At 58.5% G+C, this 12,535-nt stretch carries 13 protein-coding genes and 1 tRNA gene; 6 read left to right on the plus strand and 8 right to left on the minus strand.

The features are described 5' to 3' along the window. The first annotated feature begins 75 nt into the window (after positions 1-75). The gene (locus EDF70_RS23895; protein ID WP_132278672.1) at positions 76-936 is read left to right on the plus strand and encodes an endonuclease/exonuclease/phosphatase family protein; all 861 of its coding nucleotides are present in this window, start codon (positions 76-78) and stop codon (positions 934-936) included. Positions 937-987: 51 nt separating this feature from the next. Here the strand turns inward: EDF70_RS23895 and EDF70_RS23900 are convergent, their stop codons facing one another. From EDF70_RS23900 to rplU, 4 genes are all read right to left on the minus strand, one after another. Then, entirely contained in the window at positions 988-1,572 is a 585-nt protein-coding gene (locus tag EDF70_RS23900; protein ID WP_245519314.1) for a GNAT family N-acetyltransferase, read from the minus strand. Continuing rightward, positions 1,569-2,201, minus strand: coding sequence for a GNAT family protein (locus EDF70_RS23905; RefSeq protein ID WP_132278678.1), 633 nt, complete (start codon positions 2,199-2,201; stop codon positions 1,569-1,571). Before EDF70_RS23905 ends, EDF70_RS23900 begins: the two co-directional genes overlap by 4 nt. A 129-nt stretch (positions 2,202-2,330) precedes the next feature. Then, positions 2,331-2,600 carry a 50S ribosomal protein L27 gene (rpmA, locus tag EDF70_RS23910; RefSeq protein ID WP_132278681.1) on the minus strand — a complete coding sequence of 90 codons (270 nt, stop codon included), beginning with the start codon at positions 2,598-2,600 and terminating at the stop codon, positions 2,331-2,333. 31 nt (positions 2,601-2,631) lie between these two features. Next, positions 2,632-2,943 carry a 50S ribosomal protein L21 gene (rplU, locus tag EDF70_RS23915; RefSeq protein WP_132278684.1) on the minus strand — a complete coding sequence of 104 codons (312 nt, stop codon included), beginning with the start codon at positions 2,941-2,943 and terminating at the stop codon, positions 2,632-2,634. Positions 2,944-3,255: 312 nt separating this feature from the next. Between rplU and EDF70_RS23920 the strand changes: the two genes are divergently transcribed. Further along, positions 3,256-3,345, plus strand: a tRNA-Ser gene (locus EDF70_RS23920). Positions 3,346-3,468: 123 nt separating this feature from the next. Here EDF70_RS23920 and otnI read toward each other — a convergent pair. Further along, on the minus strand, positions 3,469-4,230 hold the full coding sequence (gene otnI / locus EDF70_RS23925) for a 2-oxo-tetronate isomerase (protein WP_132278687.1): 762 nt from the start codon (positions 4,228-4,230) through the stop codon (positions 3,469-3,471). Positions 4,231-4,234: 4 nt separating this feature from the next. Beyond that, positions 4,235-5,149 (minus strand): L-threonate dehydrogenase, encoded by a 915-nt coding sequence (gene ltnD / locus EDF70_RS23930; protein ID WP_132278690.1) that lies wholly within the window; start codon positions 5,147-5,149, stop codon positions 4,235-4,237. Between the two features lie 126 nt (positions 5,150-5,275). Between ltnD and EDF70_RS23935 the strand changes: the two genes are divergently transcribed. The 4 genes from EDF70_RS23935 (at position 5,276) to EDF70_RS23950 (ending at position 10,646) form a co-directional block, all read left to right on the plus strand. Continuing rightward, positions 5,276-6,319: a LacI family DNA-binding transcriptional regulator gene (locus EDF70_RS23935; RefSeq protein ID WP_245519315.1), complete on the plus strand. Its 1,044-nt coding sequence runs from the start codon at positions 5,276-5,278 to the stop codon at positions 6,317-6,319. 29 nt (positions 6,320-6,348) lie between these two features. Then, positions 6,349-7,614: a 3-oxo-tetronate kinase gene (otnK, locus tag EDF70_RS23940; RefSeq protein ID WP_132278693.1), complete on the plus strand. Its 1,266-nt coding sequence runs from the start codon at positions 6,349-6,351 to the stop codon at positions 7,612-7,614. After that, positions 7,611-8,258 (plus strand): 3-oxo-tetronate 4-phosphate decarboxylase, encoded by a 648-nt coding sequence (gene otnC / locus EDF70_RS23945; protein ID WP_132278696.1) that lies wholly within the window; start codon positions 7,611-7,613, stop codon positions 8,256-8,258. The genes otnK and otnC overlap by 4 nt, the downstream gene beginning before the upstream one ends. A 111-nt stretch (positions 8,259-8,369) precedes the next feature. Beyond that, on the plus strand, positions 8,370-10,646 hold the full coding sequence (locus EDF70_RS23950) for a heavy metal translocating P-type ATPase (protein WP_132278699.1): 2,277 nt from the start codon (positions 8,370-8,372) through the stop codon (positions 10,644-10,646). A gap of 100 nt (positions 10,647-10,746) precedes the next feature. Here the strand turns inward: EDF70_RS23950 and EDF70_RS23955 are convergent, their stop codons facing one another. After that, positions 10,747-11,163, minus strand: coding sequence for a helix-turn-helix domain-containing protein (locus EDF70_RS23955; RefSeq protein WP_132278702.1), 417 nt, complete (start codon positions 11,161-11,163; stop codon positions 10,747-10,749). A gap of 138 nt (positions 11,164-11,301) precedes the next feature. After that, positions 11,302-12,507, minus strand: coding sequence for a 3-oxoadipyl-CoA thiolase (gene pcaF, locus EDF70_RS23960; protein WP_132278705.1), 1,206 nt, complete (start codon positions 12,505-12,507; stop codon positions 11,302-11,304). Positions 12,508-12,535: the final 28 nt, after the last annotated feature.

Here is a 12,535-nt window from a genome sequence, read left to right on the forward strand (position 1 = left end):
CTTTTTGCCGTCACTTATCTGATAGTCGGTTTGCGGTTTGGATATCGCCCATAGGGGCCAAGGTCAAAGATTATCATGAAGTTCGTCAGCTATAACATCCAGTATGGTTTTGGCCTCGACGGCCTTTTCGACCTCGAACGTATCGCCAAGAGCCTCGCTGGTGCCGATGTCATCGCCTTGCAGGAGGTCACACGCGGATCGCCGGAAAACGATCACGTCGACATGGTTGCCGCCCTGCAGGAACTGTTTCCCGACTTCTTCATCTCTTATGGCGCCGGTTGCGACGTGCTTTTCGACTTCGTGGTCGAAAATGGTCGTCGCAAGGAGCGGCGTTTCCAGTTCGGTAACATGATCCTGTCGCGCTGGCCAATTCTTGCTACCCGGAACCTGCTTTTGCCGCGTAGCCACAGTGTCGAGCTTATCAACCTGCAGCGCAGCGCCGTCGAGGCGGTCATCGATACGCCGGATGGCGCCATCCGCGTCTATTCCGTCCATCTCGATCATGTGTCGCCCGATGAGCGCATGGCGCAGATCGCCTTTCTCAAAGAACGGGTTTTGAACTTTGTGGCCGAGGGTGGTTCTCTGACGGGTATTGGCTCCAACAGATTTCCAGAACTGCCGCTGCCGCAGGATTTTGTCGTGATGGGCGATTTCAACATGGAACCGGAGACGCCGGAATATATCGCCATGGTCGGGCATGATGACCGTTTCTATGGCCGCGCATTGCGCAGCAACCAGCTCGTCGATGTTCTGGCGCGTTTTGGTCGCCTTACATCCGACTGCTACAGCTGGATCGAACCGCCGGAAGGGCCGGCCAAGGCCCATCTCGATTACTGCTTTGTCAATCATGCTCTCTTTCCGCGCGTCCGGGATGTTTTTGTCGATATGGACGCCAAGGGATCCGACCATTTTCCGGTCTGGCTCGAGCTCGTCTGAGCATTCATCCTCTCCTGAAATGCCGGGACAATTGATTGCCCCGGCATGTCTTCAATTCCTGATCGTCTGCACAAAGTCCCGCGCTGTCACCACCGTGTCGATATGCATGACCATGGCATTGCGGGCGATGGAGAACATGTCTCGGCAACCGATAATGGCAAAACCAAGTTTCTGCTGAACGCGCAACGAGCCGGCATTGTCGGAAAACATTCCGGAATGCATTTCTGCATCCGGCATGCATTCGAAAAACGCCTTCAAAGCGCTGCCCGCCGCTTCCGTCATCAACCCGCGTTTCCAGGCGCTGCGGTTCAGCCAATAGCCCAGATGCCATTGGCCATGCCGCAGTTCTATGCTGACGATGCCAAGATGACGGCCGTCGGTATCGCAGATGGCAAAATTCCAGTCGGGCAGCTTTCTGGCAGTCTGCTGTTTCAGCCAGTCCACTGCATCCTGCCGATGGAACGGTGCGGGCACCCGCGCCAGCATGCGCGATACGGAAAAATCACCCAGGGAAACGGCGATGGCATCGGCATCCTCCATCCGGGGTGGGCGCAATAAAAGCCGCGGCGTGCGGATGGTCGGGCAGGGGCCGATACCCGCGCGGACGTCCTGCTTTTCGCTCTCCAGGGCAATCATCGCATTTCCCCCCAGCTTCTCAGCGACATCCAGGTCTTGCGATCGAGGCGATACCATTCGACCGGCACCATGCCGCCCAATGCCAAAGAACCGACCATGCCGGAACCCTGGAACTGGAAGCCGCATTTCTGGATGACGCGGCGGGAGGGGATGTTGGTGACCCGGCAGCGCGCGTCGATCTGGTCGATGTCGCGCGTGCGGAACGCCATGTCGATCAGCGCATGCGCCGCTTCGGTGGCAATGCCGTCATTCCAGTAGGGTTCGCCCAGCCAATAGCCGATTTCGAGCGTGGCCGGGTCTTCCTGCGGCTCCAGCGCGCAGCATCCGAGAAATTTGCCGTTTTCGGCATGGGTAATGGCATAGACGCACTTGCCAATCACGCCATCTTTCGTACGTCGCACGAAATCCGCGGCGTCTTTGGCCGTGTATGGGTGCGGCATGCGGGCGACCATGGTCGCAATATTCGCATTGTTGGCGAGATGGGCAAGGGCGTCGATGTCTTCTTCGTGCGGGGCGCGCAGAACGAGCCTTTGCGACAATAAGACGGGGCAACTGCTCCTTAAGCCATCGGGCCTTGGCCGCTCTTCGGGCAACCGTGATTGGCTGCTCCTCAACAATTCGCCTTGCATGTTCAGTCTCCTTCGTGGGGAACAAGAAAAAGGGGAGGTGGGTGGTGTCCCATCTCCCCTTTTCTTTGACTGAACCTTTTAACGTTCAACCGGGTCGATGAGACGCCGGTTGCTAACGCTTGCCGGCTTTTATTCTGCGGCTTCGGCTTTCGGCATCACGGACACGTATACGCGGCCGTTAGCCTTCGTACGGTAGTTCACGTTGCCGGCGGTGAGCGCAAAAATGGTGTGGTCCTTGCCGAGGCCGACATTGGCGCCCGGATGCCACTGCGTGCCGCGCTGACGCACGATAATGTTGCCTGCGATGACGACTTCGCCACCGAACTTCTTCACGCCGAGGCGCTTGGAATTTGAATCGCGACCGTTACGCGACGAACCGCCAGCTTTTTTATGTGCCATGGGAGTTCTCCTTTAAACCTACGAAACCCGATTAAGCGACGATGTCGGTGATACGAACAACCGTGTGATGCTGGCGATGGCCGCGAATACGCTTGGAATTCTGACGGCGACGCTTCTTGAAGGAAAGAACCTTCTTGCCACGGTTATGCTCAACGACTTCTGCCTTGACGATTGCACCAGCAACGAAAGGCGCACCGAACTTGGCATCGGCGCCAACGCCAATAACGAGGATTTCGTTGAATTCTACGACTGCACCAGCTTCGGCTTCCAGCTTTTCGATGGTGAGCACGTCGTTGGCGGCCACGCGGTACTGCTTACCGCCGGTCTTGATGACTGCGAACATTCTTTATCCTTTCATGTTCGTTCCGGCTCTCCCCCAAAGGGGTGGCCGTCTTTTTGTCAGTCGGGATGGCAGGTTTCCGATATTCTCGGATTGCGCTGCCGGTGAAAATCTGTGGGAAAGCGCTTGAGGCGAAAACCGCACAAACAAAGAGGCGAAGAAAGCTTTCCACGCCTGATTGCGTGCGGGGATACGCGAGAGTCAAAAAACTGTCAAGGCGATCATCTACAAAGAGTTTCTTTTGACCTCTTGCCAGCCCCGATTTTCATCGCTATGAACCGCCTCGCGCTGACCAACGCGTCATCATGCTCAAGCGGAGAGGTGGCTGAGTGGTCGAAAGCACCGCACTCGAAATGCGGCATACGGGCAACCGTATCGTGGGTTCGAATCCCACCCTCTCCGCCATTATTTCTATGTATTCATTAGACAGTCCATTAAGCGCTATTCGCTCGTTCGCTGGGTGACAATACATCGTCGCCTGTGAAATGCTCGTGTTTGAAATCCCAGATCACAGGAGCAGTTTTCGGGCTACGTCATCCAACCAAGCCCATCCTCGGTTCTTCCTGCCGGCCGGTATTCGCAGCCGACGTAACCTTGGTATCCGAGCGCATCGATTTCCTGAAAAATACGTCGGTCATCCAGTTCTCCCGTCAATGGCTCATGGCGGGTCGGGACGGCAGCGATCTGGATATGGCCGATGCGTGATGCCATTTGCCTCAATCCGGTGATCACATCACCATGCAGGATCTGGCGGTGATAGATGTCGAACTGCAGATTGAGATTAGGCCTGTTGAGCTCTCGAACGAGCTCGAATGTGCGATTGAAATCATTGAGAAAATATCCCGGCATGTCGCGCTTGTTGATGGGTTCGATCACAAGGCCTATCCCGGCTTCAGCTGTTGCGTCTGCTGCCATTTCCAGATTGTCCCGGTAACAGGAAAGGGCGGCTGGGTCATCAGACGGGGCTATGCCGGCCATCATGTGCAGAAGGGGTGTGCCGATTGTCTTCCCGTAGGAGATCGCGGTGCCAAGTGCTGACTGAAATTCCTCGCGCCGATGCGGGAGGCTGGCAAGGCCGCGATCGCCGGCTGCCCAGTCTCCCGGCGGCATGTTGAACAGGGCTTGTTTCAGCCCGGCTGCGCGAAGCGCTTCGGCGATGACCTCGGCAGGATATTCATAGGGAAACAGATATTCGACAGCCGTGAAGCCGGCATTGGCAGCGGCTTGAAAACGCTCCAGAAACGGCCGTTCGTTGAACATCATCGAAAGATTGGCAGCGAATTTCGGCATCGGATCATGCCTTTTCAGGCATGCCGGGCAGTTGCTGCCCGGTAATCTGTGCCAGCAGGCGTGCGACCGAACTGTCGTCGTCTCGTCCCATGCCGGCAGCCTCGGTCATGATGAACATTTGTAGTGCTGCTGCCGTGATCGGCAGTGGAAATTTTTGCGCGCGCCCGATATCGGAAACGATGCCGAGATCCTTCGAGAAGATGGAAACGGCGCTGTGCGGGGTGTAATCGCCCTCAAGGACATGCGGGATGCGGTTCTCGAACATCCAGCTATTGCCGGCCGATTTTGTGATCACGTCGAAAACGCGGCTGATATCGAGGTTCAGGCTTTTTGCGAAAGTTATTGCCTCGCATGCGGCAGCGATATGCACGCCGGCGAGCAACTGGTTGACGATCTTGAAGGATGAGCCGATGCCCGGCTGGTCGCCAAGTTCGTAAACGGTTGCAGCCATGGCATCGAGAGCCGGTCTTGCAGCCTCGAAAGCCTCGGGCGATCCTGAAGCCATAAAGGTGAGATCGCCGGAATTTGCTTTTTTCGAGCCGCCGCTGATCGGGCCGTCAAGATAAAGCAGGCCCGCAGCCTCCGTGCGCGCGGCGAAGGATTTTGCCTCGCCTGGCGAGATCGTGGCGCAGGAGATAATCACTGCGCCGGGCCTCATGGCGGAGACGATGCCGTGATCGCCGAACAAAACCAATTCCGTTTGAGCCGCATTGACGACAACGACGACAGCCACATCCGCGCCGTTGGTGGCATCGGCAGGGTTTTTCGCTGCGATGCCGCCGTCTGCTGACAGTCTTTCAAGCATATCTGGATTGACGTCAAAGCCCCGAACCTGCTGGCCGGCTTTTAACGCCGAACGGGCCATGCCAAGTCCCATGGAACCAAGACCGATAACAGCGACAGTTGGTGGGCGGGACATCGCAAAAAATCCTCCGTGAATGCGATAAACGACCTTATCTCAGCGCTAACATCTCTTTCAAACCACATCATCTTGATCTGTTCAAGTGAGTTATGTTAGCGCTGAGATAGATCTGGAGATTGTCGCATGACGGACAGCAGCCTTTTGGCTGAAGAGCGCTCTTCATTGTCAATGCCCGAGACGCCGACGCTCGCGCATGTGGCACGGCTGGCCGGCGTCAGCGAAAACACGGTTTCGCGGGTGATCCGTGACAAAGGACCGATTGCGACCGAGACCCGGCGACGCGTCAACGATGCGATCGCGCAGCTCGGTTATGTGCCGAACCGGGCAGCCGGTTCGCTTGCGTCTTCATCCTCGCTGATCATTGGCGTCATCCTGCCATCGCTGTCGAACATCGTTTTTCCCGAGGTGCTGCAGGGTATCAATGCCGGGCTTGCAGGGACGCCGTACAGGCCGATGATCGGCGTGACCGATTACGATCTCGAAAGCGAGCAGCATCTGATTTCCTCGCTTTTGGCCTGGCAGCCGGCAGCGATCATCACGACCGGGTTTGCGCATACTGATACCGCAAGACGCATGCTGGAAGGCAGCCGGGTTCGAATTGCAGAACTGATGGATATCGATGATCGACCGATCGATCTGGCGGTCGGTCTGTCGCATCGGCAGGCCGGTCGAGCCATGGCGCGGCATCTGGTGAACCGTGGTTATTCGAAAATTGCCTATGCCGGCCATGACTGGGCGTCGGACAGGCGCGCCTATGCGCGTTATCAGGGGCTGCGCGAGGGGCTTGGTGAAGCCGGTTTGCCGCTGGTGGCAGAGTGCCGTACAGAGCAGGCCAGTTCGACGCTGGAGGGCCGTGAAACGCTTGCGCGTCTGCTGGCGGAAAACACAGGCATCGACGCCGTTGCCTTTTCCAATGACGATATGGCGGTCGGTGGCTTCATGCATTGCCTTGCGGCCAATATTTCTGTGCCGGAGGATCTCGCTCTCATCGGCTTCAACGGGCTCGAGATCGGTCAGGTACTTCCAAAACCGCTGACCACAGTGCTCTCCAACCGCTTCGCCATCGGCAAGACGGCCGTCGAGATTTTGCTCGAAGACACGAAACGTCCGCCAGATGCCCGGATCATCGACACGGGGTTTTCAATTATCGAGGGTGCTACGGCCTGAATCTGAATCATCCGATGGGGAGGAATGGCATGCTGCTGGGCGCAATCGCCGATGATCTGACTGGAGCGACCGATCTGGCGCTGGTGCTGTCTCGCGAAGGCATGCGAACCATCCAGACGGTGGGCGTTCCGCCGGCGGGCTTTGATCCTGCCAATGTCGATGCCGTCGTGGTTGCGCTGAAATCGCGCACGATTCCTTCCAGTGAAGCCGTCCGAATGTCTCTGGAAGCGCTCGCATGGTTGAAAGCCGCCGGTGCGCGGCAAATCATCTTCAAATATTGCTCGACCTTCGATTCCACGCCCAAGGGCAATATCGGCCCGGTCACGGATGCGCTGGTGAAGGCGCTTGGAACCGATCTCACAATCGTCTGCCCGGCTTTTCCAGCCAATCGCAGAACGATCTACAAAGGGCATCTGTTTGTCGGTGAGCAGTTGCTGTCGGAAAGCCCGATGCGACATCATCCACTGACACCGATGACGGATTCGTCTCTGGTGCGTCTGATGGTGGCCCAATCCGGTTTGCAGGTCGGACTGGTTTCTCATGATGCTGTCGCCCGCGGTGTCGATGCCGTCAGAGACGCGTTTGACGCCGCGAAAACGAGGCGTGATCGCGTCGTCGTCGTTGATGCGATTTCCGATAGGGATCTGCGTGTCATCGGCGAGGCGATTGCCGATTTCCCTTTGGTCACCGGTGGCTCCGGCATCGCGATCGGCCTGCCGGAGAATTTTCGGCGTGCCGGTCTGCTGGCAAGTGACAAGACGGCAGGGCAGTTTGCGGCGCCTGCCGGGCGCTCCGCCATTCTTGCTGGGTCGTGCTCGGAGGCGACGCGCAAGCAGATCAAGGTGGCAATCGATGCCGGCCTGCCGGTTCTGAAGCTCGATCCGATAGACATTGTCGAAGGCCGCATCACGGTCGGCGAAGTGCTGGAATGGACGCTTTCCCAGGGAGATGCCGTGCCGTTGATCTATTCGAGTGCTGATCCGCAAGATGTCCTTGCCGCTCAAAAACGCCTCGGACAGGAAAGGGCAGGGGAGGTCATCGAGACGTTTCTGGCACAGACGGCGATCGGATTGCGCGGTGAAGGTGTTCGGCGACTGATCGTTGCCGGTGGCGAAACCTCGGGTGCGGTGGTCGGTGCGCTCGCTCCTGCCGCCTTGCTGATCGGTCCGGAGATCGATCCAGGCGTGCCCTGGACATTGACGTCAGGCGATAACGAGCCGATGGCGCTTGCGCTCAAGTCCGGCAATTTCGGCGCAGCCGATTTCTTCCTCAAGGCATGGAAAATGCTGACATGACGGCCATCCTTTCAGAAGACACACGCCTGCGTGACGAGATCGTCGAAGTCGGCAAATCGTTGTTCGACCGATGCTTCACCTTTGGTTCGACAGGAAATATCAGCGCGCGGCTGTCGAATGGCGAATTGCTGATGACACCGACCAACGCGTCGCTCGGTGCGCTTGATCCGGCGCGGTTGTCCAGATTTTCTGCGGAAGGCATTCATATCGATGGCGACAAGCCGACGAAGGAAGCCTTTCTGCATCAATGCATGTATTGCGAACGTAGCAGCGCCGGCGCGGTGGTGCATCTGCATTCGACCAATGCCGTCGCCATCAGCCTCATCGATGGACTTGATCCGCAAGATGTCTTGCCGCCGCTGACGGCCTATTATGTCATGCGGGTCGGCAGGCTGCCGATGGTGCCGTATTTTCCGCCGGGCGATGTTGCCCTGGCGGAGGCGGTCAGGGAGCGCGCGCGCGACAGCCAGGCCGTGCTGCTTGCCAATCATGGTCCCGTTGTTGCTGGCAAATCGCTACGTGAGGCGCAATATGCGACGGAAGAACTGGAGGAAACGGCAAAGCTGTTTCTGATGTTGCGCGGCGAAAATATCAGACCATTGACGCCGCAGCAGCGCGATGACCTGGTGAAAAGGCAAGGTTGATTGTCTGTCTGGGGTCGCAGCACCACCAAGATGAGAATTTTGAATTTTTGCCCTTGCACCTCTAGTTACTAGAGGTCGTACGAATGATCCAAGTGCCAAGAGGATCATTCGATGAGCAATCCGACTCAAACCCGTTTCCGTGTCGAAGGAATGGACTGCGCGTCCTGCGCGGCCAAGATCGATACGGCTGTCAGACGCATGCCTGGTGTCAATGACGTTTCCGTTTCCGTGACGGCTGGAACGATGACCGTGACGCATGACGGCGGCAATCTCGACGTCATCGGGAAAACGTTATCCGGGTTGGGGTATGGCGCTACACCTATCGTGCCCAGGGAGAAATCGTCGACGGTGGACAGTTCAGCGAGTGGCGGTCATGTCCATGGTCCCGGCTGCTCGCATGATCATGGCGATCACGCCCACGCCCACGCCCACGCCCACCACCATCACCATCATGATCATAGTCACGACCATTCTCATGCGGACGACACGAGCGAAAGCCTGCACGGCCATGACCATGGTCCCAGCGATGGTTCGTGGTGGAAAAGCCGCAAGGGACGCCTGACGATCATGGCCGGACTGGCACTGGTGGTTGCGTATGTCGTTGGTCATCTGGTTCCGGCTATCGCCACATTCGCCTTCATTCTGGCAATGCTGGTTGGATTGTTTCCGATTGCCCGCCGCGCTTTCATGGCAGCGCGGATGGGGACGCCTTTTTCGATCGAGATGCTGATGACGATTGCCGCCGCCGGCGCGCTGATCATCAATGCCACCGAAGAGGCCGCAGCCGTCGTGTTCCTGTTTCTTGTTGGCGAGTTGCTGGAAGGTGTGGCCGCCGGACGTGCACGCGACAGCATTCGTTCGCTGGCAGCGCTGGTGCCGAAAACCGCGCTGCTTGAGGACGGCGGCAAGACCCGTGAAGTGCCGGCGGAAACCTTGGCGGTTGGCTCCGTCATCCTTGTGCGTCCCGGTGATCGGGTTTCCGCTGACGGCATCATCGTTGCGGGCGAAAGTGCCATCGATGAGGCGCCGGTGACGGGTGAAAGCGTGCCTGTGCAAAAAGGTGTCGACGATGTCGTCTTCGCCGGTACGGTCAATGGTGATGCTGCCCTGCGCATCCGTGTGACGGCTGCGGCGCAAGACAATACGATTGCGCGAGTCGTGCGGCTTGTCGAGGAAGCGCAGGAATCAAAGGCTCCTACTGAACGCTTTATCGATCGTTTCTCTCGATATTACACGCCGGGTGTCGTGCTGGTCGCGGCCCTGATTGCCGTCATCCCGCCATTGGTTGCCGGAGGCGGCTGGAGCGAGTGGGTCTACAAGGGCCTTGCCATCCTGCTGATCGGCTGCCCTTGCGCGCTGGTCATTTCAACGCCGGCGGCGATTGCCGCTGCGCTGTCGGCCGGTGCGCGCCGCGGTCTGCTGATGAAGGGTGGCGCAGTTCTCGAGGGTCTCGGCAAGCTGACGGCAATTGCTTTCGACAAGACCGGCACGCTGACTGCCGGCAAGCCTGTGGTGACGGATATCGTACCGTTCGGACGCGCAGGCGTGGACGTATTGCGGTATGCGGCCTCTCTGGAAACCGGATCGAGCCATCCGCTGGCGCTCGCCATTCTCGAAAGGGCCGAGGAAGACGGTATCGATCTATTGCCGGCAGTGGCCGCAAAGGCACTGGGGGGCAAGGGCGTAACGGCTGTCATCGACGGCGTCGAAGTGTTTCTCGGTTCGCCGAGGGCAGTCGCGCAGCGCGTGAAGCTTTCTGCAGCGCATACCCGTTCGATCACGTCGCTTAACGATGATGGCAAGACGGTATCCGTTCTCATCATCGGCGATGTGCTGGCCGGCGCGATCGCCATGCGCGACGAGCCACGTGCCGATGCTGTGGCGGGCCTGAAAACATTGACCGATGCCGGCATAAAGACGGTCATGCTGACCGGTGACAACGCACGCACCGCAACGGCCGTCGGCGCACAGCTCGGTATCGAAGTCCGCGCCGAGCTGATGCCGGAAGACAAGCAGCGCATTGTCGGCGAACTCAAGAAGGATGGTTATGTGGTCGGCAAGATCGGCGACGGCATCAATGATGCCCCGGCGCTCGCCGCTGCCGATATCGGCATTGCCATGGGCGGCGGCACCGATGTGGCGCTGGAAACTGCGGATGCCGCTGTCCTTCACGGCCGTGTCGGTGATGTCGCTCTGATGATCGATCTGTCGAAGCGCACGATGAAGAACATCTTTCAGAACATCACGATCGCGCTTGGTTTAAAGGCCGTCTTTCTTGTCACCACCGTGATCGGCGTGACGGGTCTGTGGCCTGCCATCCTTGCCGATACCGGCGCAACGGTGCTCGTGACAATGAACGCGTTGCGCCTGCTACGGCCGATCAAATAATCGGACGGCTGCAAGGCGATTTTTTCGAAAGCCGGCTATGTTTCGTAGCCGGCTTTCGACTGCCTTTTCGGAATGAATTCAGGTCGCCCGGCGATGGGTGTCAATCGTGGTCGGTCGAGCAAAGATCATGGTTGGCGAGCGCCTGAATGACATAGCAGTCGCGGACGTGATTGCTGTGGCAATGGGTGGTGATCCGCTCGAGTTCCGCCTCCAGCTTCTGCAGTCGCTCGATCTTTTCGCGAACGGTGACGAGCTGTTCGGCAGCGATACGGTCGGCTTCGGCGCAGGGTTTTTCCGGATGCTGGCTGAGATCGATCAATTCCCGGATCGCCTCGATCGTCAGGCCCAGCTCGCGCGCATGTTTGATAAACGAAAGGCGCTCACGCTCCCCCTTCGAATATCGACGCTGGTTTCCTTCCGAGCGCTCGCTGTGGGACAAGAGCCCCATCTGCTCGTAATAACGGATGGTCGGCACTTTGACGCCGGTCGTTTTTGACAAATCGCCAATCGTCAGCATGACATGTCTCCGGCTCGTACCATCTTCGCCATATGCGAAAATTCAGATCTCAAATATCCGAGCCTGTTTGCCATTCAATATAGTGAGTGAACCCCGCCTTCAACACCGGCGAGGGAGGTCCGCCGCCTCCCGATCCGTTCAAACCCGTTCCAGTGCCACCGCGATACCCTGCCCGACACCGATGCACATGGTGGCAAGGGCATGGCGACCACCGCCAAGCGACAGTTCGAGTGCAGCCGTGCCGGCGATGCGGGCGCCTGACATGCCAAGCGGATGGCCGAGCGCGATGGCGCCGCCATTGATGTTGACGCGGATGTCGTCGTCGGCAATTCCCAATTCGCGCAATGTCGCCAGACCCTGTGAGGCAAAAGCTTCGTTGAGTTCGATGACGTCGAATTGATCCTGTCTCATGCCGAGCATGGCCATCAGCTTCTGTGAAGCCGGGGCAGGGCCGATGCCCATGATACGCGGGGGAACACCTGCCGCCGCCCCTGCCATGACGCGGGCGATGGGGTTAAGACCATATTTCTTTGCCGCTGCTTCCGAGGCAATGATCAAGGCCGCTGCACCGTCGTTGACGCCGGAAGCATTGCCGGCCGTGACCGTTCCGCCTTCCTTCTTGAAGGGCGTGCCGAGTTTCGCCAGCGTTTCGATCGTGGTGGCGCGGGGATGCTCGTCCTTCGAGACCACGACGGGATCACCCTTGCGCTGTGGAATGGTGACGGGTGTGATCTCCTTTGCCAGCCGACCGTTTTCCTGAGCTGCCGCCGCCTTGTTCTGGGAGCGGACTGCAAAGGCATCCTGATCCTCGCGCGAGACGTGGTAGTCTTCGGCCACGGTTTCACCAGTTTCCGGCATGGAATCGACGCCATATTGCTTCTTCATCAGCGGATTGATGAAACGCCAGCCGATCGTCGTATCGTGGATTTCGGCATTTCGGGAAAAGGCCGTTTCGGCCTTCGGCATCACGAAAGGCGCGCGGCTCATGCTTTCCACCCCGCCGGCAATCATCAGTTCCGCTTCGCCGGCCTTGATGGCGCGGGCGGCGGTGATGACGGCATCCATGCCGGAACCGCACAGACGGTTCATCGTCGTACCGGTCACCGAAACCGGCAGACCCGCCAGCAGCAGCGACATGCGGGCGACATTGCGGTTGTCTTCTCCCGCCTGATTGGCGCAGCCATAAATGACATCGCCCACTGCTTCCCAGTCGACGGCAGCATTACGCCCCATCAACGCCCTGAGCGGGATCGCGCCGAGATCGTCCGCCCGAACCGAGGATAATGCGCCAGCAAATCGGCCGATCGGGGTGCGGATGTAATCGCAGATGAATGCGTCAGTCATAAAACCCTCCTCCACGCATCGGTGCGGT

Origin of the sequence: Neorhizobium sp. JUb45, assembly GCF_004343585.1 — a bacterium.
In the GTDB taxonomy this organism is placed as follows: Bacteria; Pseudomonadota; Alphaproteobacteria; order Rhizobiales; family Rhizobiaceae; genus Neorhizobium.